This is a genomic window from Deinococcus sp. LM3 (genome assembly GCF_002017875.1).
GTDB lineage: Bacteria > Deinococcota > Deinococci > Deinococcales > Deinococcaceae > Deinococcus.
On the sequence record NZ_MUFV01000001.1, the window covers coordinates 1,375,001 to 1,396,780 of the forward strand.

Genomic DNA, 21,780 nt, shown 5'->3' on the forward strand with positions numbered 1-21,780 from the left:
TACTGCCTACTGCCTCCCAGGCCCCGCTTCCTGTTTCCCACCTTCCAGCTCCCTATACTGTTCTCTTGGCAGATGAACCCGCCCCCCGCTCAACGGGTCGCGGCGGAAGGGAGGCACGTCCATGCAGGAACTACTGGAAAAACTGGCGTCGCTCCGGGAGTACCTTTGACATTCCCGGCAAAGCACGCAAACTGAACGAACTGGACCGCGAACTCGGGGATCCGGAGCTGTGGAACAACGCCGCCCGCGCGCGGCAGGTCACGCAGGAAGCCGGCACGGTCCGCCGGATCGTCGAGGGCTACACCAGCCTGGAATCCGACGCGCAGGGCCTCAGCGAGATGCTGGAGATGGCCGACGCCGACGAACGCGAGATGCTCATGGAGGAACAGGAGAGCATCCAGAAACGCGTGGATGACCTGTACCGTGAGACGCTGTTCACCATGAAGCACGCCGACACCTCGGCCATCGTGCGCGTCAAGAGCGGCGCGGGCGGCACCGAGAGCATGGACTGGGCCGGCATGTTGACCCGCATGTTCATGCGCTGGGCCGAGCGGCGCGGCTACAAGGTCGACTTGATCGATCAGGTGGACGGTGAGCAGGCCGGCGTGATCAGCAGCGAATTCATCATCCGTGGCGACAAGGCCTTCGGCATGATGCTGCCCGAACACGGCGTCCACCGGCTGGTGCGCGTGTCGCCGTTCGACAGCAACAACCGCCGCCACACGTCGTTCGCGTCGGTGGACGTGGTCCCGGAAGTTCCGGTCGAGGAGATCAACATCCACATTCCGGACAGTGACCTGCGCCGCGACGTGTTCCGTTCGCAGGGTGCCGGGGGTCAGGGCGTGAACACCACCGACTCGGCCGTGCGACTGACCCACCTTCCGACCGGTCTGGCCGTGGCGTCGCAGCAGACGCGGTCTCAGATCAAGAACCACGAGATCGCCCTGCAGATCCTCAAGCAGCGTCTGTACGACATCGAGGTCAAGAAACGCGAGGACGAGGAAGCCAAGGCGCGCGGCGAGCAGAAGAAGATCGAGTGGGGATCGCAGATCCGCTCGTACGTGCTGGACAAGCAGTACATCAAGGACCACCGCACGGGCGTCATGAAACACAACCCCGCCGACGTGCTGGACGGCGACCTGGACGACCTGATGTGGGCCGGTCTGGAGTGGCTGGCCGGAAAACGCGTCGCCGAGGAAAGCGGAGACGACGAGTAACGACACACCGGTCCTGTCGGAATGCGGCGCGCCCCGGCGACGCCGCGTTTCTGCAGAGCCGGGCAGCGGGACGCCAGGGGGTTCGCACTGTAGTTCATGCAACGTTCAGGGAAGTTCTGTGTCAGCCTCGGATCAGCCGCAGGGCTTTACGCTGTACCTGACGTTCCCCGCTCCTGGCCCTGTCCCTCTTTTCAGATTTCCCGAGTTGCCCCCTGCCCATGCCTGATCAGAACACCCTGTCCACCTACACCCTGCACCGCGTGATCGGTCGTGGGAACACGTCCCTGGTCCGTCTCGCCACCGATCCCCGTGGTCAGCAGGTCGCCGTGAAGATCCCGCACGCCGAGACGCTGGCCGTGCAGGACTCGGCGGAACTGTTCGGGAACGAGGTGCGCCTGACCCTCCAGTTCCGGCATCCGCACCTGGTGCAGGGCTTCGGGGGAACGCCGTTCGGACCGCAGGCCTTCCTGGCCGTGCAGTACTACCCGGACGGCGCGCTGAGCGAGCAGTTGCAGCGCGACGGTACGCCCCTGACCCTGGAGGGAGCCCTGCGGATCCTGGCGGACGTGGCGTCGGCCCTGGCCTACCTGCACCACCTGGGGGCCGTGCACCAGGACGTGAAGGCGCAGAACGTGTACGTGAACACAGAAGGCCGCGCCGCGCTGGGCGACCTGGGGAACACGTACTTCCTGGCGCAGGGCGGCAAGGTCAGCGGCAGTCCGTACTACATGGCGCCCGAGATCTACCACGGCGAGAGCAGCAGCGCCGCCAGCGACGTGTACAGCCTGGGCATCCTGGCGTACGAACTCCTGAGCGGCGAGCGGCCCTACCACGGCAACACCTACGAGGAGCTGATGGTGGCGCACCTGACGCGCTTCCCGCCGCCGCTGGCGCACCTGAACCCGCAGGTGCCGCGCAACGTGGCGCGGCTGGCCGAACTGGCCCTGGCCAAACGCACGGGTGAGCGCCCCACCGCCGACGCGCTGCGCCGCGCCCTGCTGACCGCGCTGGGAGAGACGCCTGCCGACGAGGTCTACGAGACCGACGAGAAGGCCCCGGAACCGGCGGCCCGCCTGGTGGGCCGTCACGGGCCGCCGGTCAAGCCAGCCGTGGCGGCGGCCGTGACGCCCGAAGCGGCCAGGGAGGACGGCGGCTCCCGCTGGAATCCCTTCAAACGCCGCAAGTAGGCGCCCGGTTGAACGCTCCGGACTGATACGGGTTTTGCAACCCATTCAATCGGAGTCCGTATGAATCGTTCAGGGCAGCGGCCGGTGCATCTCGAAGCGTCCGGCCTGCTGCACGAAGCCCAGGCGGCGGTTCACGGCCAGCATGGGCGCGTTCAGGGAGTGGTTGTTGGTGCGCATGGTCGTGAACCCCTCACGCCGCGCCCGTTCGATCACCTGCAGTTTCAGGGGCAGTGCCAGCCCCCGTCCGCGCGCCTGCGGGTGCAGGGCGGTCAGTTCGTTGTACGCGAACGGCAGGCTGCGGAACCGGATCATGGCGCTGGTGCCCAGCCACTCGCCATCCGGACCGATGGCCAGGACCAGCCAGTCGGGCCGGGGATCGTGGTCCAGGCGCAGGATCTCGCGCACCTGCGTCAGCGGCCAGCGGGGGTGTCCGGCAAGGTCCGGGGTTTCGATCAGACGGTCGGCCACGAAGTTCAGGTAGCGGTCCAGGGTAGTCCCATCTGCACTGCTCAGGTCGGTGCCGCTCAGGTCAGTGCTGCTCAGGTCAGTGAAGGTCACGCCCTGCGCCTGCGCTGCCTGCCGCTGCGGCTCGAAGGCGGCGGGGTCGAAACGGGTCAGGTCCAGCTGCGAGGCGAAGCGGTGGGCCTGCACGGTAAAGCCCCGCCGCGCCGCCCAGTCGCGGTCGGCGGGGTCCGGGTCGGGCACGTCGGTGTGCAGTCCGCGCGCTCCGGCCTGGCGCGCGGCGGCCAGCAGGTCCTGCCACAGCGCGCTGCCGTGCCCCTGCCCGCGTGCATGCGGGTGCACCATCAGCTGCGCGTGCAGGAAACCGGGCGGCGAGAAGGCCCAGGTCTGAAGCTGCGTGGCACCCAGGACCTCACCGTCTGCCGAGACCAGCAGCTGTCGGCGCAGCAGGTCGGTGGGTGGGCGTCGGGCGTCGGCGGCCAGCAGGTCCTCGCCGCTTCCGGCGCGGCCGAGTGCCGCGAGTTGCAGGGCGGCGAAGGCGTCCGCGTCGGCCGGGGTGAAGGAGCGCAGGTCCGTCATGCCAGCGCCTTCACGAGTTGCCGGATGGCGCCCAGGTGATAGGCGACGTGCGCGGCCGCGCCGCTCAGGCCGCCCGTGGCGTCGCCGGTCACGGGCTGGTCGCGCTGAGTACCCACGAAGGCCACCAGCCCCTCGTAGGCAGTCCGGACGCGGGCCCGCAGGGCGTCCCACTCCTCAGGGGTGACCTGCGCGGGCTGGAAGCTGCCCTGCCAGTCGAAGGGGCCGCGTTCACCCCCCTCCCAGCGCACCACGACCTCCAGATGGAAGGCCGTGTGCCGCGCCTGTCCGGCCACGGTCGCGCCGTGAATGTCGCGGCTGGCCTGTTCGGCACTCAGGGCATCCAGGGTCGCCAGCAGGCCGTGGTTGCCCGTGCCGTCGGCGTTCGTGCCGTCCAGAAAGGCGGTGCCCTGGCCGGGCTGCCCGCCTTCCACGGCCTCGCGCAGGATGTCCAGGATGCCGTCCAGGGCGTGCTGTGGGGTGTCGGTCATGCCCCTGATCGTACCGGCCCGGCCCCTGCCGGGGGATGCGCCACCTGACCTCTGGAAACCCTGCGCGGACTCTGGTAATGTGGTGAGTTGCGCTGCCCGGCGAGGCCTGACCCTTGTCAGTGGACCCTGCCTGCGAGCGGCGACAAGGAGGTGAACTATGAACCAGTACGACCTGAACCTGATCCTGAACCCCAACCTCAGCGCCGAGCAGGTGAGCATCGAGAAGGACTACATCGAGACCACCGTGAAGAACGCCGGGAGCGAGATCGCTGGCCTTGACGAGCTCGGCAACCGCCGCCTCGCCTACGCCGTGAACAAGGACCGCGAGGGCTACTACCTGATGTACACCATCAAGGGCAGCGGCAACCCGGAGAAGGACATCGCTTCCACGCTGCGTCTGCGTGACCACGTGCGCCGCGTCCTGGTGGTCAAGGACCGCCCGGAATGGAAGACCAAGAAGGCCTGATCCCTTTACGCTATTGACGTAAAAGGCTCGGCACTGTTACAGTACGGTCACCCGCAAGGGTCAACACGCCAGCAACCCCCCAAGCCCCCAGTACGAACCCCCAGGACCGACCGTCCCAGGATTCAGCCAGCAACAAAGGAGACCCAGTCATGGCCCGAGGCATGAACCACGTTTACCTGATCGGCGCACTCGCCCGCGACCCCGAACTGCGCTACACCCCCAACGGGACCGCCGTGTTCGAGGCCACCGTGGCCGGAGAAGACCACATCGTCGGCAACGACGGACGTGAACGCAAACTCCCCTGGTATCACCGCGTGTCCATTCTCGGCAAACCCGCCGAGTGGCAGGCCGAACGGAACCTGAAAGGCGGCGACGCCGTGATGGTCGAGGGCAGCCTGGAATACAGCCAGTGGGAAGCGCCCGAAGGCGGCAAACGCAGCATGGTGCGCGTCAAGTCGCTCCGTATGGAGCAGCTCGGCTACGCCCCGGAACTCGTGCAGGACGCCGGAGGCGGCGTACGCATGGGCAGCGGCATGAACGAAGTGATTCTCATCGGGAACGTCGTCCGCGACCCCGAACTGCGCTACACCCCCGCCGGCGACGCCGTGCTCGGACTCGGCCTGGCCGTGAACGAGACCTGGAACGACCGTCAGGGACAGAAGCAGGAGAAAACCCACTGGATTGATGTCACGCTGTGGCGTGAACTGGCCGAGAGCATGAAAGAACTCCGCAAGGGGGACCCCGTGCTCGTGCAGGGAAGACTGGTCAACGAAGCGTGGACCGACCGCGACGGTAACAAACGCAACTCCACCAAAGTAGAGGCGACGCGAGTCGAAGCCCTGTCCCGAGGCGCAGGCGCCGGTAACCCTGCAGCCACCCCCGCCGGACCTCGCACGCAGACCGCGAGCAGTGCGGCGCGCCCCCAGCAGAGCGGCTACGCTCCCAGCCGGGCGGCGAACACGGGGAACCGTTCGGGCGGCTTAGATATTGACCAAGGTCTCGACGATTTCCCACCGGAAGAAGAAGACCTGCCGTTCTGAACCCCACCCCGCAAGGGACCTTTTCCCGGGCGTAGGAACGCAGATTTAAGGACACCAACATGACCCAATCCAGCAACGCCGAGCGCAAACCGCGCGGCAAGGGACCCAAGCGTCCCCGCAAGCCGAAGGTCGATCCTTTCTCCATCGGAGAACTGGAAATCACCGATTACAAAGACGTGAAGATGCTGCGCCGTTTCGTCAGTGACACGGGCAAAATCCTCCCTCGCCGCCGCACGGGCCTCTCGGCCAAGCACCAGCGCCGCATTGCGCAGACGATCAAGATCGCCCGCCAGCTGGCCCTGCTGCCCTACACCGAGAAGCTCGTCCGGAAATAAGGAGAATACGCATGCAAGTGATTCTTCTTGAACCCGGCAAGCTGGGCAAAACCGGCGACATCGTGATCGTCAAGGACGGCTACGCCCGTAACTGGCTGATTCCCCAGGGAATCGTCGCGCCCGCCACCAGCAGCAACATGAAAAGCCTCGAAGCGCGCGTCCGCTCCCGCCAGAAAGTCCTGGCGCAGGAAAAAGCCGCCGCCGAGGACCTCGCCAGCCGCCTGAACGGCGTCGCCGTTGAACTCAGCGTGCGCGCCGGCGAAGGCAAGATCTACGGCGCCGTGACCCACGCCGACGTGGCCGGCAGCCTGGACAAGCTGGGCTTCGACGTGGACAAGCGCAAGATCGACATGCCGAAAACCGTCAAGGAAATCGGCGAGTACGACATTGCCTACCGCGCCCACCCCGAAGTCACCATCCCCATGAAACTCGTGGTTCACGCCTCGAAGTAATCACACCCCGTGTGATCAGCCCCCGCCTTTCCGGCGGGGGTTTTCTGTGGCCTCTCTAGACGGGCCGTCTCTGCGACCCCGCACACCCCGCCCCACCTCGCCACGGGCTTACGGTGGGGGCGGAGGTTCCATGATGCTCAAGCACCTGCTGTCCACCTCGGCCCTGCTGCTGTCGTCTCTCGCGCTGGGCCAGGCGGTCAAGGGGGCCGACGTCGCCGTGACCAGCGGCGGACGCGCCTACCAGAGCTACCTCGCCGCGCCCGCCAGCGCCACGCCCAGACCCGCCGTGATTCTCCTGCACTCCTTCAACGGGCTGGAACAGGGCTACAGGGACCTGGTGGACGAGATGGCCGCCGCCGGGTACGTGACCCTGGCGCTGGGCTGGCAGACCTTCGAGCGGGAACCCAGCGACGCCACCGTGAAAACCCTGGTCGAGGACGGACTGAAATTCCTGGGCGCGCGCGGCGACGTGAACATGAACGCCGTCGGCCTGACCGGCTTCTGCGCGGGCGGACGCTACACCATGCTGCTGCAACCGCAGCTCAGGCAGTTCAAGGCGGGCGTCGCGTGGTACGGGTTCCCGGATCAGGGCGGCACGGCCGCCAAACCGCAGGCCCCCACCGCCCTGATCGGCGACCTGAGCACGCCCATGCTGATCATTCACGGCACCAGGGACGTGCCCAGTCCCGTGGCCGGCATCTACGCCTACGCGCAGAAACTGGACGCCGCCAGCAAGACCTTCAAACTCAGCGTGTACCAGGGCGAACCGCACGGGTTCCTGCTGAGCGGAGGTCGCCTGACCGACACGCCCGCCAGCCGGGACGCGCGGCGCGACATGCTCGCGTACTTCCGGGAGTGGCTGAAGTAACCAGGGTGCCGCCCGGAGGGTGCGGCTGAACCCAGCAGCGGCGAACACCCGCTTTACAGAAGGCGGATTCCAGGTGCGTAACCCTGGAATCCGCCTTCTGCCGCCCGGCCCGGACCCGGGGCGCGGGGGGCCGGATGCGCGGGCTCTGCGCGCGCGTCAGCTTTGGAGCTACACTGCGGGCCGAACGTCCCGGCAAGGTGGCGTTCGTTTTTCAACACCAATGTCAGGGAGTGGTGACCACCACTTCTCGTAAACCCGAAAAGGAGCTGAACGTGACGATGATCTGGATCATTGTGGCGCTCCTGATCGGTCTGGTCGGAGGATTCCTGGGAGGGCAGTCACGCGGCGCGCGCCAGCGGGCCGAGGTGGACGACCGGCTGCAGCGGGAAGCCAGCGCCGAGGCGCAGCGGATTCGCGCGCAGGCCGAGGCGGACGCGCAGCGCATCAGGGAACAGGCCGACCAGGCCAGACAGGACGCCGGAAGAAGGACACAGGAAGCCGCCGACCGCGAGGCGCAGGCAGGCGTGCAACTCGCCCAGCTCGACGGTCAGCGTGAGCAGCTGAACAGCCAGCGTGAGCAGATCGCGGCCCTGCGCGCCCAGGTCGAGGCCGAGCGGGCGCAGGCCAAGCAGGACGCCGCGCGGGAACGCGAGGCCCTGAGCAGCGACCGTCAGGAAACGCGGCGGGAACGCGACGAACTCAAACGGGAGATCGAGCGGCTGAACCGCCGCGCCGAGCAACTCGACGCGCGCGGCGAGAAACTCGACGCCCTCGAGGACCGCCTGGAGGAACGCAGCCGCACCCTGACCGACCACGAGGCCGAGATCACGGCGCGGCTGCATCAGGCCGACCTGAAACTGTTCGAGGTGGCGAACCTGTCGCCCGAGGCGGCCCGCGAGGAGATCCTGGGCCGACTGGACGCCGAACTGGAAGAGGAGAAGGCCATCCGCGTGAAGGCCATGCAGGAACGCGCCTCGGCCGACGCACGGCGCACGGCGCGGCACGTGATCGCGCAGGCCATCCAGCGCAGCGCCTCCGAGACCAGCGCGGCGCTGAGCGTGTCGGTGGTGCCCATCCCGAACGACGCCATGAAGGGCCGCCTGATCGGCCGCGAGGGCCGCAACATCCGCGCCTTCGAGGCCCTGACCGGCGTGGACCTGATCATCGACGACACGCCGGAAGCGGTGATCCTGTCGAGCTTCAACCCGGTGCGCCGCGAGGTCGCCAAGCACGTGCTGGACGCCCTGGTCGCCGACGGCCGCATCCACCCGACCCGCATCGAGGAGATGGTGCACAAGGCGCAGGAGGAGATGAAGACCTTCATGCACGCCCAGGGTGAGGAAGCCGCCATCGAGGCGGGCGTGGTGGGCATCAAGCCGGGGCTGGTGCAGCTGCTGGGCCGCATGTACTTCCGCACCAGTTACGGACAGAACGTCCTGAAGCACTCCATTCAGGTGGCGCACCTGACCGGCATCATGGCCGGCGAGCTGGGCCTGGACGCCGGCATGGCCCGTCGCGCCGGGCTGATGCACGACGTGGGCAAGAGCATCGACCGCGAGATCGACGGCACGCACGTGGACATCGGCATCAACCTCGCCAAGCGCTTCGGCGAACCGCACGAGGTCATCGACGCCATCGCGCACCACCACGACCCGGAGAACGGCGAGACGCTGTACTCGGTGCTGGTCGCCGCCGCCGACGCCATCAGCGCCGCGAGGCCCGGCGCGCGACGCGAGGAACTCGAATCGTACGTGCGCCGCCTGGAGCAACTGGAGCAGATCGCCGTGTCGTTCCCCGGCGTGCAGCAGGCCTACGCCATCCAGGCCGGGCGCGAGGTGCGCGTGATCGTGCAGCCGGAGAAGGTCACGGACGCCCAGGCGACCCTGCTGGCCCGCGAGATCGCCGGTCGCGTCGAGCAGGACATGGAGTACCCCGGTCAGGTGCAGGTGACCGTCGTGCGTGAAAGCCGCGCCGTGGAAGTCGCCCGCTAACGCAGCGCGGCGCGGAACAGGGGGTGGCTGCGGGCGGGCCACCCCCTCCTCTATGCAATGTTGCCCGTTCGTCGGTTCTGAAATACCCGTTCCAGACAGTATTTTCCGGCCGGCCCGCATGAGCTTGACCAGCGCCGCATACCGCGCTATCTTTAAGACATAACCGCCCGAGAGGCGGGTTTTTTGTTTTGGTCCCCGGACGCCACGCTGCGGCTATGCACCCCCAGACAGAAGCGGCGTAAAAAACACGCTCCTGAACGCTGCTTCTAGGGGCGAATGCATGGAGTTGACACCCCATGCATTCCGCGCTATCATTTTCTTATCACCGTCCGAGAAGGGCGGGTTTTTTGTTTTACCGCTCTGCACCAGCGTCCAGGGAGGGCTAGCCGTCCAGCCACGCCAGCGCCGCGTGCGCCGTGGCGAGTTCCAGCGCAGCCGGGCGGCCCGGCGCGGCCAGCGGGGTCAGGCGGGTCACGTCCGCCCATACCTGCCGGCGCAGCAGCGCACTCCCTTCACGCAGCAGGAGCGGCCCGTAGCGCCGCGCCGCGTCGGGTGACAGGCCCTCGTAGGCGCGGTCGGGGCCGTCGGCCCGCTCGAACCGCAGGACCGGGTAGGTCCAGTACCCGCTGGCCAGCCGCTCGGCCCGCAGGTGATACCCGGCCCCGAGCGCCCACTCGCGTAGCGGGGCCGGGTTGTCGTTCGGTTGCACGACCACGGCGTCCGGATGCACCCGCCGGGCCGCGCCGCGTTCCAGGATGCCGCGCATGGTCAGCGCGCCCATGCCGGTCAGGCTGACGCTGGGCACCTCGCCGGGCGCCAGGGGAGTCAGACCGTCGCCGTGCCGGACATCCAGACGGTCGCCCAGGTCCGCGCGGGCCACAGCCTGCCGCGCGTTCTCCAGCGGACCGGGGTTCAGTTCCACGATCACGCCGCGTTCGATGTGGCCGCGCCGCACGAGTTCCAGCGGCAGGGCCGCGTGATCACTGCCGATGTCCGCGTGCGACTCCGCGCGGATCAGCGACAGGACCGTCTCCAGGCGGTCGTCCAGAACAGGCCCGCCCCTGCCAGATGCGGTGATGCCAGTTCCGGTCACGGCTGATCCGGCGCGTCCTGGGCCGGGTGCCCGGATCCCTGACGGCTCAGGATCACGGAGTACACGCCCACTGCCAGGATCACGGCGGCCAGCGCCGCGCCGTACGCGAGAATGTCGGTGCCGCCCTTCCATTCCAGCGCGACGCTGAAGAAGTTCACGGCGAGCGCCACGACCACGATCCCGATCAGTTTCTGTTTCAGGTCGTCGAAGGACCGGATGTGCAGCCACGCCGGGACGTTCTGCACGCGTCCCACGAACAGCGCCTGCAATCCGAACGAGATGATCAGCAGGGCCACGCCCACCAGCAGCGTGTCGGCCTGCTCGACCGCCGCGACGATCAGGGTCTTGGTGGTCTCGGCCTCGCCCAGGCGGCCCAGCGCGGCGCGGATGGTCACGTACGCCTGCGCGATCGCGGCCACGAACAGCGCCAGACTGAACGCGAATGAACTCAGGACGCCCAGTTCCACGATCAGGCGCGTGAACCCGAACGCGCCCGCCAGCGTGCGGCGCCGCGTGGCGCTGAGGGAGGCCGGGGGGGAACGTTTCGCCATGCCGCCCAGCATAGCGGGCGCGCCCTGCACGCCGGGAGTCCACATGGCAGGAGTCAGGGCAGGAGCGGCGTGAGGGTGTCCCCCTCGCGGATCAGGCCGCCCCGGATGACGCGGGCGGTCAGGCCCCCGTGCCCGCGTACGGCGTTGTAGCCCCCCTCGCCCAGGGTTTCTTCCATGCGCGAGCAGGGGTGACATTCGCCCGTGCCTTCCAGGATCACCTCGCCGATCTGGAAGCGGGCGTCCTTGAGGGCCAGCAGGGGAATGCGGCTGATCACGATGTTGCGCCGCAGCAGGTCCGGCGTGACCTCCGCCCGCCCGCACAGCGCCGCGATGACCGGCAGGTGCTCGGCCTGGATGAGTGTCACCTGCCGCCGCCCCGGCCCGCCCGGTACCGGCGGCGCGGGCGCACGGACCCCGGTTTCGCCCGCCTCGCCGGTCAGGGCCGTCAGGCGGGGCGGGGCCAGTTTCCCGTGATCCCCGATCAGGCCGACGAGCGGGTGCGCCTCGATCTGCGCCACCTGCAGCAGCGGGGCGCGGCGGGCGGGCCGCAGCCCGATCCACTCGACCCGCCCCGGCCGGGGGAAGGTGGCGCGCAGTTCATGGATGGTCTTCACGCCGGCCATGCTAGAGCGCCGGCCCGCGCGCCTGCTATGCTGGGCGGCGTGAGGCACCTGACCCGACGTGCGTATCTCCCCTGCCGCCAGCGGTAGGAGGGTCAGTGACAGCCTGAAATCCAACCCCGAGCGGCGCACCTGCGAGAAGCGAGTGCGCCGCTCCTTTCATGGAGTGACCTATGAGTGAAATCCGCTGGAACGTACCGATTGACGAGCAGATCGCCCTGCTCAGGCGCGGCGTGGTGGACCTGGTGTCCGAGGACGACCTGCGCCGCAAACTGGAGAAGGGTGCGCCGCTGCGCGTGAAACTGGGCGCCGACCCGACCCGCCCGGACCTGCACCTGGGACACGCCGTGATCCTGCGCAAGATGCGGCAGTTCCAGGACCTGGGGCACAAGGTCATCATGCTGATCGGCGACTTTACCGCGATGATCGGCGACCCCAGCGGCAAGAGCAAGACCCGCCCCCCCCTGACGCTGGAGCAGACGCGAGAGAACGCGAAAAGCTACCTGGAGCAGTGCCGCCTGATCCTGCGCCAGGAGCCCGAGGTGCTGGAGATCCGCTACAACGGCGAGTGGCTTGAGCCCATGGGGTACGCCGACGTGATCCGCCTCGCCAGCCGCTACACGGTCGCGCGGATCATGGAACGCGACGACTTCCGCAAGCGCTTCGAGGGCGGCGTGCCCATCGCCGTTCACGAACTGCTGTACCCGCTTACGCAGGGCTACGACTCGGTAGCACTGGAGGCGGACGTGGAACTGGGCGGCACGGACCAGCTGTTCAACAACCTGGTGGGCCGCGCCCTGCAACGCGACTACGGGCAGGAATCGCAGGTCGTCATGACCCTGCCGCTGCTGGTCGGCCTGGACGGCACCGAGAAGATGTCCAAGAGCCTGGACAACTACATCGGCCTGACCGACGAACCGCACGCCATGTTCGCCGGACTGATGAAGGTGCCCGACCCGCTGCTGGACAACTACTTCACGCTGCTGACCGACCTGCCCCGCCCCCGCATCGAGGAACTGCTGGCCGGCCACCCGGTCGCCGCGCACCGCGAACTGGCGCGCGAGGTCGTCGCGGCCCTGCATCCCGGCGCGGACCTGGAGGCCGCCGAGGCGCGCTTCCGCAGCGTCGCGAAGGGCGGCATTCCCGAGAACATCCCGACCGTGACCGTCCCGGTGGCCGATCTGAACGACAGCGTGGACCCGCAGCGCATCAGCATGGCGCGGCTGGTGGTGCTGGCCGGTCTGGAACCCAGTAACGGCGCGGCCCGCAAACTCATGCAGAACCGGGGTCTGAAACTGAACGGAGAGCCGTTCACGGACCCGCAGGGCAGCCTGACCCGCGAGCAGCTCGCGGCAGAGGGCGGCGCGGTCATCCAGAAGGGCAAGGACCGCTTTGCGCGGCTGATCCTGGGCTCCTGATCCACCCCGGCCCTTCATGGGGCCTTTACGTGGCTCTCAGCGCCACCGGCGGCCGCCTGACAGAAAGCCGGCCCGACGAAAAGTTATGCACAGGCTGCTGTGGACAACCCCGGCAGCCTGTGGAATGTGTGTGGCGGCGGGAAAACCCTGGCGGCACCCACAGACTTATCCACAGGGAGGGTGTGGAAAAACCCCGTCCCTGTGGATAAAAATCTGACCTCCACATCACACGGCCCTGACACCGGCCAATGCCAGGGACACGCGGATTGAACGGCCAGTCATACGGATTCCGTTTGTTTCGCCAACAATCCGGAACTTCACCGGATTGCCGGCTCCACGTCCGGAACCCGTTTCTCTCCTGCTCGCATCCGCTCGGATTGAAGGGGCTTTGCAGCCCATTCAATCGGAGTCCGTATCAGCGCAGGCGGGGAGGGGACGCCAGTCACGATGACCGGCGTCCCCTCCCCGCTGTCCCGCCGGTTACTCGCGCAGGCGTTCCACGCGCAGCATGTTGGTCGTGCCGCGCACGCCGAACGGCACGCCAGCCGTGATCACGTAGCGGTCGCCGACCTCGGCGAGTCCGCTGCGCCGCAGCTCGTCGTTCGCGATGCGGACCATGTCGTCGGTGTTGCGGGGGTCCTCGCTCAGGACCGGCACGACCCCCCACGACAGCGCCAGCTGGTTGCGGGTCGTCTCGTTGGGCGTCAGGGCGAGGATCGCCAGCGGAGGGCGGTTCTTGGCAATCCGGGCTGCCGCGCCGCCGGTGCTCGTGAAGGTCACGATGGCCGGGGAGTCCAGCTTCTCGCCGATGTTACAGGCGGCGTACGCGATGGAATCCTGCGCGAGTTCCGTGTCGATCACCAGCTGACGCTGGAGCATCTTGTAGTGCTCGCTGGCCTCGGCTTCACGGGCGATGGCGTCCATCATGGCGACCGACTCGACCGGGTACAGGCCGGCGGCAGACTCGGCCGACAGCATCACGGCGTCCGTGCCGTCGTAGATGGCGTTCGCCACGTCGGAGGCCTCGGCGCGGGTGGGGCGCGGCAGGCTGATCATGCTCTCGAGCATCTGCGTGGCCGTGATGACGGGCTTGCCCGCCTCGCGGCACATGCGGATGATGCGTTTCTGGATGGTCGGCACCTGCTCGGGGCGCATCTCGACGCCCAGGTCACCGCGCGCGACCATGATGCCGTCCACTTCCTTCAGGATGTCCTCGAAGCGGTCCACGGCCTGCGGCTTCTCGATCTTCGCCATCAGCTTGGCGCGGCTACCGAAACGGGACATGTAGTGCCGGGCCAGCAGCAGGTCGTCACGGGAACGCACGAAGCTCAGCGCCACCCAGTCCACGCCCAGTTCCGCGCCGAACTCCATGTCCTGCACGTCCTTCTCGGACAGGGCCGGCACGCTCAGGTCGGCCTCGGGCACGTTGATGCCCTTGTTGTTCTTCAGGACGCCGCCGATCACGACGGTGGTCAGCACGTCGTTGCCGCGCACGCCCTCGACGCGCAGGGCCATGTTGCCGTCGTCGAGCAGCAGGGCCATGCCGGGCGTCACGTCGTGAATCAGGGCCTTGTAGGTCGTGCCGACGCGGGTGGCGTCGCCCTCGACGTCGTCCATGGTGATGGTGAACTTGTCACCGGGCGCCAGGGTGACGCTGCCCTCCGCGAAGCGACCCACGCGGATCTTGGGGCCCTGAAGGTCCTGCAGGATGCCGATGGTGACGCCCTTCTTGGCGGCCAGTTCACGGACCATCTGCAGGGTCTGGCGGTGGTCCTCGCGGTCGCCGTGGCTGAAGTTCATGCGGACGACGTTCAGGCCCGCGTCGATCATGCGGCTCAGGACTTCCGGGCTGCGGCTGGCGGGGCCGACGGTCGCCACGATCTTGGTGGCGCGGTCAATCTGTTTCATGTGGAATCCTTTCCAATCACCTGAAAGGCCGGGCGGTGAGGATGATCCCCACCGCCCGGCAACGCCCTTAACGCAGGGCTTTACGGCCCGGATACACCGCGCGGTCACCCAGCGCGTGCTCGATACGCAGCAGCTGGTTGTACTTGGCGATGCGGTCCGAACGGCTGGCCGAGCCGGTCTTGATCTGCCCGGCGTTCGTGGCGACCGCCAGATCCGCGATGAAGGCGTCCTCGGACTCGCCGCTGCGGTGGCTGATGATCGTGCCGTAGTGGTGACGCTTGGCCAGTTCGATGGCGTCCATCGACTCGGTCAGGCTGCCGATCTGGTTGACCTTCACCAGGATGGCGTTGCCGACCTTGGTGTCGATGCCGCGCTGCAGACGTTCGGGGTTGGTCACGAACAGGTCGTCACCGACCAGCTGCACGCGGTCGCCGATCTTGGCGGTCAGGGCGGCCCAGCCGTCCCAGTCGTCCTCGGCGAGGCCGTCCTCGATGCTCACGATCGGGTAACGCTGCGCCCAGTCGGCCCAGAAGTCCACCATCTCGGCGGTGCTCAGCACGCGGCCCTCGGACTCGAGGTGGTACTTCCCGTCCTTGAACAGCTCGGTCACGGCCGGGTCCAGCGCGATGGCGATGTCCTTGCCGGGCTCGTAGCCGGCCTTCTCGATCGCCTCGAGCAGCACGTCCAGCGCCTCCTCGTTGCTTTTCAGGTCGGGGGCGAAGCCGCCCTCGTCACCGACGTTGGTGTTGTAGCCCTTGGCCGACAGGACTTTCTTGAGGCTGTGGAAGGTCTCGGCGCCGTAGCGCAGCGCCTCGCGGAAGGTGGGTGCGCCGACCGGCATGACCATGAACTCCTGGAAGTCCACCGAGTTGTCGGCGTGCGCGCCGCCATTGATGACGTTCATCATCGGGACTGGCAGGGTCTTGGCGTTGCTGCCGCCCAGGTAGCGGTAGAGCGGGATGTCCAGTTCGGCGGCGGCGGCACGGGCGGTCGCGAGGCTGACGGCCAGGATGGCGTTGCCGCCCATGCTGCCCTTGTTGGGGGTGCCGTCGACGGCCATCATGGCCGCGTCGATGGCGGCCTGCTCGGTGGCGTCCATGCCGACCACGGCCGGCCCGAGGGCCTCGTTGACGTTCTGAACGGCCTTCAGCACGCCCTTGCCGAGGTAACGGCTGCCGCCGTCACGCAGTTCGAGGGCCTCGTGGGTGCCGGTGCTGGCGCCCGAGGGGACGATCGCGCGGCCGGAAAAACCGCTGTCGAGGTGAACTTCGGCTTCCACGGTGGGGTTCCCGCGCGAGTCCAGCACTTCACGGGCCATCACTTTCTCAATCTTCATCGCTCATTCCTCCGAGGTTGGGGTTGCCTCCCGCCGCCGGGCTGCCGTGTGGCGGGACCACCGGTCGAGTAGGTGTACTTCAGACACTATAAGCGGCTCAGGTCATGGAACGGTACACCCGGTCTAAGTCGAAGCGGCCACCCGAGGCTCCTCGCCCGGCGAACCTGTCATCTGGGATCGAAGCGGCCCACATGACAGGTCCGTGCGGGCCACCACAGGCCCCTCAGACGCGCAGCGTGACCATGACCGCCATGTACCCGCCCCCGCCCGCCGCGCGGAAGATGGCGGGGCTCGTGGAGCCGCTGAACAGCAGCTCGGCTTCCCCCTCGATGGGACCCAGCGCGTCGAGGACATGCCGGGCGTTGAACGCGAGGCTCATGGCGGGCTCGGTGCCGCCCTGCACCACGTCCAGGGTGTCCTGCGCGCGGCCGTAATCGCCCTCGGCCGCCAGACGCAGCTTGCCCTCGGACACCAGGAATTCCACGCGGTTGTTGGCATTCTTGTCGGCCAGCACGGCCACGCGGTTCACGGCCTCCTTCAGGGCGGTGGCGGGCAGCGTGACCTGCAACTTGATGTCCTTGGGAATCACGCGCTCGTAATCCGGGAAGTCGCCGTCGAGCAGTTTCAGGTTCATGTGCACGCGGTCGGTCGTGACGCTCAGCAGGCCGTCGCCGTACGTGAAGCGGGCCTCGCCGTCCTTGAGCACGCGGATCAGTTCGTCGACGCTTCGGGCCGGGATGATCAGGTTGCGGCCGTCTCCACTGGCCGGGAAATCCCGGATGGCGACGCGGTAGCCGTCGGAGGCGACCACGCGCGCGCCCTCAGGCCGGTGCTCGAGCTTGATACCCCGGAACACGGCCTGGAAAGCCTCGTTGCTGGCGGCGTAGCGCACGCTGGAAAAGGCGCGGGCCAGTTCCGTGGCGTCCAGGCTCACGTCGGCCTGCGAGGGGAAGCTCAGGGGCGGGTAGGCGTCCAGGTCGCCGGTCTGCAGCTTGAAGTCCGAGCCGCCGGCCCGCACGGCCAGTTCCGCGCCACTGAGTTCCAGTTCGACCAGTTCGCCGCCCAGGTTGCGGACGATCTGCGCGAACAGGTGGGCGGGAACCACGAAGTTCTGCGGGTTCCGGACCTCGGCCGGCACGAAGCACGACAGGTCGATTTCGAGGTTGGTGCCGCTGAGGGTCAGTCCCGCCTCGGTCGCCTCGACTTTCAGGGCCGTGAGCAGGGGGTTGCTGCTGCGACTGGGAACCACGCGTTCGAGAAGACCGAGCCCCTCACTGAGAATTTTTTTGGTGACGTGTACGTTCATGGCATGCCTCTCTGTCTGGGTCCTATCTTTTATCTGTTCTTATATTAAAAAAAGATAGTAGTAGTAGTAATAGGGCCTGTGGAAACTGTGGAAAAGTGGTCTAGGGCTGCGCCCAGAGCGGGTCTGTCCTGTGGACAAAATTGTGGATAAGTGGCACTTTCCTGTGGATAACCTGTGGACAAAAAGGGCAGTTATCCACAGGGGTCCAGGGGGACCGGGTTATCCACAATTTTATCCACAGAAAAAACGGGGTTATCCACAGGTTATCCACAGGGTTATCCACAGCTTGTGAAACTGCGCACACGGTTTTGGAACGGAATTTGGAACTTATTCTGCCGTCAGGAAAAAACGACCCCAGCATTATGCCTCATTCTCGTCATCGGCCAGACCCTGCATCCGGCGCCGCAGCGTCTCGACCGCCGCCGTGATCTCGGGATCGCGGCCCACCTGCTCCGTCACCTTGCTGATGGCGTGCATGACGGTCGAGTGATCCCGCCCGAAGAACTGCCCGATCTCCGGCAGCGAATGATCTGTGAGCTCGCGGATCAGGTACTGCGCCACCTGACGCGGCAGCACCACCTCACGCACCCGCCCCGACCCACGGATCACGTCCGGCGGCATGTTGTAATGCGCCGCCACCTGCTTGAGAACGTCCATCATCTCGACCTTGACTTCCTGCGGCGTGAACACGTTGCTCAGCGCCTTGGCCGCCACCGCCCGGCTGAAGGGCACGTTGTTCAGGCTGGAAAACGCCACCACCCGCATCAGCGCGCCTTCCAGTTCACGGATGTTGCTCGTGACCTGCCGCGCGATCAGTTCCAGGACCTCCTGAGGAATGTCGATGCGGTTATGCTCGGCATTCATCTTCAGGATCGCCACGCGCGTTTCGTATTCCGGCGACTGGATGTCCGTGATCAGGCCCCACTCGAAGCGGCTGCGCAGCCGCCCCTCCAGCGTCTGGATGTCCTTCGGCGGCCGGTCGGAACTCAGGATGATCTGCTTGTGGTTCTCGTACAGCGCGTTGAAGGTGTGAAAAAACTCCTCCTGCGTGCGCTCCTTGCCAGCCAGGAACTGAATATCGTCGACCAGCAGCAGGTCCACACTGCGGTAGCGGTTGCGGAACTGCGTCATGCGGTCCTCGCGGATCGCGTTGATCAAGTCGTTCGTGAACGACTCGGTCGAGACGTACTCGATGCGCTTACCCGGAAAGCGCTCGGTCATGTAATGCCCGACCGCGTGCATCAGGTGGGTCTTGCCCAGCCCGACGTCCCCGTAGATGAACAGCGGGTTGTACGCCTTGCCGGGCGACTCCGCGACGGCCAGCGCCGCCGCGTGCGCGAGGTTGTTGTTCGGCCCCACCACGAAGTTCTCGAAGGTGTACTTGGGGTTCAGGACCTTGCGGTTCTCGACGGGCGAGGGGGCCGGGGCAGCGCGCCCGGCCGGGGCCGGTGGGGGCGGCGGCGGGTCGCTGGGCAGCAGCAGTGCGTCCTGCGCGGCGGGCAGCACCTGGAAACTCACCTGCGGATTCTGCGCGCCCAGACTGCGCAGCGCGTCCTCCAGCAACTCCAGGTAATGCTTGCGGAACCACTCCTGCGCGAACGAGTTGCGGACGCCCAGCACCAGCGAGCCTTCCTGCACGCCGAGGTTCTTCACGGGGGCGAACCAGGTGTGGTATTCCACCTCTGAAATGTTCTTGCGGACGTACCCAAGCACGTCCGCCCAGATTTCCTGCGAGATAAGGCGCACCTCCCTTAAGGCACTCTTGAAGCGGGGGTCAGCATACCATCCGCCCCGGCTTCTCTCAGGGGTCCTGTGGAGAGAAGCCGGGGCGCCGGCTATTCTACCCGGCTCTACCTGGCCTGCTCTTCTCTCCACGCGGCCAGGGCCTGTGCCTCGCGCTCGGGCGTCAGGGCGTAGGTCAGGTCCGCCCCGGCACTCCAGGCACGGGTGTCGCGGGCTGTGACGGCCGGGTCACGCAGGGTCAGGCCCGCTGTCAGGGCCCGGTCGGCGCTCACGTCCATCAGGCCTGCCTGCTCGCCACTCTCCGGAATGAACAGCGGCAACTCCCGGAAGCCCAGGCCCAGGCGTTCCAGCGCGTCCGCCGGGACCCACACCGGGTGCCGGATGCCCAGCACGCCCGCGAAGGCCGCCCAGCTCAGGCGCGGCCCGGCCACGTTGAACACGCCAGTCACGCTCTGCGCAACCACGCGCACCGTGAACGCGGCGAGGTCACGCGCGTCGATCACCTGCACGTGATCCTCGCCGTCGCCGGGCAGCAGGGTCTCCCCTCCCCCACCGGCAGCCCGGTCTGGCCAGTACGGGTAGCGGGCCGTGTGATCGAACGGCCCCGCCACGATCTGCGGCCGCAGGATGGTGGCGCGGTCCCCGAACACCTCCTGCACGATCTGCTCGCACGCGACCTTCAGCGGGCCGTAACTCGCGCCCGTCACCTCGGTCTGTTCTGCCGGCGCCGGAGGCAGCAGCGGATCGTCCTCCCGCACCGGGTGCCGCCCCGGCTCGGCGTACACGCTGACCGTGCTGACGAACACGTAACGGCCCACCCGGTCCCGCAGCTCCACCGCACTCGCCCGCACGGCCGCTGGCGTGTACCCGCTGACATCCACGCAGGCGTCCCAGCGGCGCTCTGCCAGGGCGTCCAGGCCACCGGCCTCGCCCCGGTCGCCGCGCAGCCGCTCAACGTTCTCTGGCAACTCGTCCGGGGACTGCCCGCGCGTCAGGATGCTCACGCGGTGCCCGCCCGCCAGGAACGCCAGAACGATGTGCCGGCCCACGAACTGCGTGCCGCCCAGAATCAGGATGTCCATGCGCCTATCCTGTCACCCATGAAGGTGAGGTTCACACCGGGCCGCGTCCGCGCCCGCATCGACGATCTGGAACTCGCGGCCCTGACGCGCGGCGAGTCCCTCGAAACCCGCGTCGAATGGCCCGGCGGAGGCTGGACCCTGACCCTCGATCCGCACGGCGACACCCTGAACGGAGAAGCCGGCCACCTGAGCGTGGGCCTGCGTGCCCGGCTCCCTGACCTGCTGGACCCCGCGCAGGAAGGCGTGACCCTGAACGGCCCGCCGCGCGTGACGGTGGAGAAGGACTTCGGCCCGCAGCACGGCTGAGATGAACTCCGATTGAATGGTTTGCAAAAACCGTTCAATCCGAGCGGACTCGTAGAGCTGCGCAGCAGAGCGAGCAGGAGGGAGGCGGGTTCCGGGCGTGAAGTGGGCGACTCGGTGTTCTTCCGGGTTGCCAACGAAACAGACGGAACTCGCCTGATCAGGTCAGCGTCGGCTCCAGCGCCCCCCGACTTCCTCGACCAGTCCGGCGAGTTGCAGCATGACCAGCGCGGTCTGCACGTCTGTCAGCGGCAGGCGCGCGCGGGCCTGAAGGTCGTCCAGGGTGGCGGGCGCATTGATGGCGGCCAGTACCTGCGCCTGCTCGGGCGGGAGGTTCAGGGCCGGTTGCTGCGGCACGCTGCCCCACCCGAATTCGGTCAGGATGTCGGCGGCCGATTCGGTCAGGACCGCGCCGTCGCGGATCAGGGCGTGCGGCCCGGCGGCGCGCGGGTCCCCGGCGCGGCCCGGCACGGCGAACACGGTGCGCCCGCACTCCAGCGCGTGCGTGGCGGTGATCAGCGACCCGCTCTTGCGTTCACCCTCGACGACCAGCGTCCCGGCACTCAGGGCGGCGATCAGTCGGTTACGGGTCGGGAAGTGATGCTGCGCGGGACCGGTGCCCAGCGGGTACTCGCTGATCAGCGTGAGCCGTTCGGCCAGCCGCTCGTTCTCGCGGGGGTAGATGACGTTCACGGCGCTCCCCAGCACGCCCACACTCACACCCCCCGCCTCGACCGCCGCGCCGTGCGCCGCCGTGTCCACGCCACGCGCCAGTCCGCTGACCACGACCACGCCCGCGCGGGCGAGGTCTGCCGCGACCGTGCGGGTCAGCGAGACCGCGTGAGGACTGGCGGCGCGCGTACCCACGATCCCGATGGCGCGCGGCACGACCGGCAGGTCCGGCAGGTCGCCCAGCACCCACAGGACCGCCGGGGCGTCCTCCAGGGCGTCCAGTGCGGGCGGGTAACCGTCCAGGCCGCGCCCCAGCAGGGTCACGCCCAGCCGCGCGGCCTCGGTCAGTTCCGCCTGCGCCTGCTCGGCGGCTTTTGGGGTGCCGATGGCGGCCAGACTGCGGGTATCCAGGCCCGGCACGCCGCGCAGTTCGCTGCGGGGAGCGCGCAGCGCCGCGTGCGCTGACCCGAAGTGCACGCGCAGGCTCTCGGTGCGGCGCGGCCCCAGCCCCGGCGTGAAGCGCAGGGTCAGCAGCGCCAGCAGTTCCTCCGGCGCGGAGGGAGCGTGCAGGTCGGCGAACAGGGGGCGGCTGGTCACCCGGTCAGCATACGGTCCGGGCCAGGCTGCGCGGGGTCGGAATGCGCTCCGCCCGGCGGGGGTGCC

At 67.8% G+C, this 21,780-nt stretch carries 21 protein-coding genes; 10 read left to right on the plus strand and 11 right to left on the minus strand.

Going from position 1 to position 21,780, the window contains the following annotated elements:
• Positions 1–121: 121 nt before the first annotated feature.
• Both prfB and BXU09_RS06485 read left to right on the plus strand, forming a co-directional pair.
• Positions 122–1,217 (plus strand): peptide chain release factor 2 gene (gene prfB, locus BXU09_RS06480; RefSeq protein ID WP_099748834.1). Its coding sequence is split into 2 segments (ribosomal slippage): positions 122–166 and positions 168–1,217, totalling 1,095 coding nucleotides; the frame shifts between segments, so codons are not numbered across the junction.
• Between the two features lie 218 nt (positions 1,218–1,435).
• On the plus strand, positions 1,436–2,404 hold the full coding sequence (locus tag BXU09_RS06485; RefSeq protein ID WP_078301301.1) for a serine/threonine-protein kinase: 969 nt from the start codon (positions 1,436–1,438) through the stop codon (positions 2,402–2,404).
• Between the two features lie 69 nt (positions 2,405–2,473).
• Here the strand turns inward: BXU09_RS06485 and BXU09_RS06490 are convergent, their stop codons facing one another.
• Both BXU09_RS06490 and BXU09_RS06495 read right to left on the minus strand, forming a co-directional pair.
• Positions 2,474–3,445, minus strand: a complete 972-nt coding sequence (locus tag BXU09_RS06490) for a GNAT family N-acetyltransferase (protein ID WP_078301302.1) — start codon at positions 3,443–3,445, stop codon at positions 2,474–2,476.
• Positions 3,442–3,933 (minus strand): hypothetical protein, encoded by a 492-nt coding sequence (locus BXU09_RS06495; RefSeq protein WP_078301303.1) that lies wholly within the window; start codon positions 3,931–3,933, stop codon positions 3,442–3,444. The genes BXU09_RS06490 and BXU09_RS06495 overlap by 4 nt, the downstream gene beginning before the upstream one ends.
• Before the next feature lie 157 nt (positions 3,934–4,090).
• On the opposite strand from BXU09_RS06495, the gene rpsF reads away from it, so the two are divergent.
• The 6 genes from rpsF (at position 4,091) to rny (ending at position 9,085) form a co-directional block, all read left to right on the plus strand.
• Positions 4,091–4,399, plus strand: a complete 309-nt coding sequence (gene rpsF / locus BXU09_RS06500) for a 30S ribosomal protein S6 (RefSeq protein ID WP_055362094.1) — start codon at positions 4,091–4,093, stop codon at positions 4,397–4,399.
• Positions 4,400–4,548: 149 nt separating this feature from the next.
• Positions 4,549–5,439 carry a single-stranded DNA-binding protein gene (locus tag BXU09_RS06505; protein ID WP_055362093.1) on the plus strand — a complete coding sequence of 297 codons (891 nt, stop codon included), beginning with the start codon at positions 4,549–4,551 and terminating at the stop codon, positions 5,437–5,439.
• Between the two features lie 59 nt (positions 5,440–5,498).
• Positions 5,499–5,774, plus strand: coding sequence for a 30S ribosomal protein S18 (gene rpsR, locus BXU09_RS06510; protein ID WP_055362092.1), 276 nt, complete (start codon positions 5,499–5,501; stop codon positions 5,772–5,774).
• 11 nt (positions 5,775–5,785) lie between these two features.
• On the plus strand, positions 5,786–6,226 hold the full coding sequence (gene rplI, locus BXU09_RS06515; RefSeq protein WP_055362091.1) for a 50S ribosomal protein L9: 441 nt from the start codon (positions 5,786–5,788) through the stop codon (positions 6,224–6,226).
• Positions 6,227–6,356: 130 nt separating this feature from the next.
• A complete protein-coding gene (locus BXU09_RS06520) occupies positions 6,357–7,094 on the plus strand; it encodes a dienelactone hydrolase family protein (protein ID WP_078301305.1) in 738 nt (245 codons plus the stop codon).
• A gap of 272 nt (positions 7,095–7,366) precedes the next feature.
• Complete coding sequence (gene rny, locus BXU09_RS06525; RefSeq protein ID WP_055362089.1) at positions 7,367–9,085, plus strand: ribonuclease Y; 1,719 nt, start codon at positions 7,367–7,369, stop codon at positions 9,083–9,085.
• A 382-nt stretch (positions 9,086–9,467) separates the two neighbouring features.
• Here rny and BXU09_RS06530 read toward each other — a convergent pair whose 3' ends face one another.
• From BXU09_RS06530 to BXU09_RS06540, 3 genes are read right to left on the minus strand one after another with little or no spacing between them, the layout of a single operon-like run.
• Positions 9,468–10,178, minus strand: a complete 711-nt coding sequence (locus BXU09_RS06530) for a tRNA (adenine(22)-N(1))-methyltransferase TrmK (protein WP_205684165.1) — start codon at positions 10,176–10,178, stop codon at positions 9,468–9,470.
• Positions 10,175–10,729, minus strand: coding sequence for a YqhA family protein (locus tag BXU09_RS06535; protein ID WP_078304814.1), 555 nt, complete (start codon positions 10,727–10,729; stop codon positions 10,175–10,177). Before BXU09_RS06535 ends, BXU09_RS06530 begins: the two co-directional genes overlap by 4 nt.
• Before the next feature lie 53 nt (positions 10,730–10,782).
• Positions 10,783–11,343, minus strand: a complete 561-nt coding sequence (locus tag BXU09_RS06540) for an MOSC domain-containing protein (RefSeq protein WP_240501053.1) — start codon at positions 11,341–11,343, stop codon at positions 10,783–10,785.
• A 179-nt stretch (positions 11,344–11,522) separates the two neighbouring features.
• Here BXU09_RS06540 and tyrS point away from each other — a divergent pair, with 179 nt between their 5' ends.
• The gene (tyrS, locus tag BXU09_RS06545; protein ID WP_078301310.1) at positions 11,523–12,767 is read left to right on the plus strand and encodes a tyrosine--tRNA ligase; all 1,245 of its coding nucleotides are present in this window, start codon (positions 11,523–11,525) and stop codon (positions 12,765–12,767) included.
• A gap of 480 nt (positions 12,768–13,247) precedes the next feature.
• Here tyrS and pyk read toward each other — a convergent pair whose 3' ends face one another.
• From pyk to BXU09_RS06570, 5 genes are all read right to left on the minus strand, one after another.
• Positions 13,248–14,675 (minus strand): pyruvate kinase, encoded by a 1,428-nt coding sequence (gene pyk / locus BXU09_RS06550; protein ID WP_055362087.1) that lies wholly within the window; start codon positions 14,673–14,675, stop codon positions 13,248–13,250.
• A gap of 67 nt (positions 14,676–14,742) precedes the next feature.
• Positions 14,743–16,011 carry a phosphopyruvate hydratase gene (gene eno, locus BXU09_RS06555; RefSeq protein ID WP_078301312.1) on the minus strand — a complete coding sequence of 423 codons (1,269 nt, stop codon included), beginning with the start codon at positions 16,009–16,011 and terminating at the stop codon, positions 14,743–14,745.
• A gap of 223 nt (positions 16,012–16,234) precedes the next feature.
• Positions 16,235–17,317 (minus strand): DNA polymerase III subunit beta, encoded by a 1,083-nt coding sequence (gene dnaN / locus BXU09_RS06560; protein WP_055362085.1) that lies wholly within the window; start codon positions 17,315–17,317, stop codon positions 16,235–16,237.
• 360 nt (positions 17,318–17,677) lie between these two features.
• Positions 17,678–19,054: a chromosomal replication initiator protein DnaA gene (dnaA, locus tag BXU09_RS06565; protein ID WP_078304815.1), complete on the minus strand. Its 1,377-nt coding sequence runs from the start codon at positions 19,052–19,054 to the stop codon at positions 17,678–17,680.
• A 113-nt stretch (positions 19,055–19,167) separates the two neighbouring features.
• Complete coding sequence (locus BXU09_RS06570; RefSeq protein ID WP_078301317.1) at positions 19,168–20,142, minus strand: NAD-dependent epimerase/dehydratase family protein; 975 nt, start codon at positions 20,140–20,142, stop codon at positions 19,168–19,170.
• A gap of 18 nt (positions 20,143–20,160) precedes the next feature.
• Between BXU09_RS06570 and BXU09_RS06575 the strand changes: the two genes are divergently transcribed.
• On the plus strand, positions 20,161–20,448 hold the full coding sequence (locus BXU09_RS06575) for a hypothetical protein (RefSeq protein WP_078301318.1): 288 nt from the start codon (positions 20,161–20,163) through the stop codon (positions 20,446–20,448).
• Positions 20,449–20,610: 162 nt separating this feature from the next.
• On the opposite strand, the gene dprA is transcribed toward BXU09_RS06575, so the two are convergent.
• Positions 20,611–21,714 (minus strand): DNA-processing protein DprA, encoded by a 1,104-nt coding sequence (dprA, locus tag BXU09_RS06580; RefSeq protein WP_240501057.1) that lies wholly within the window; start codon positions 21,712–21,714, stop codon positions 20,611–20,613.
• Between the last annotated feature and the right edge of the window lie 66 nt (positions 21,715–21,780).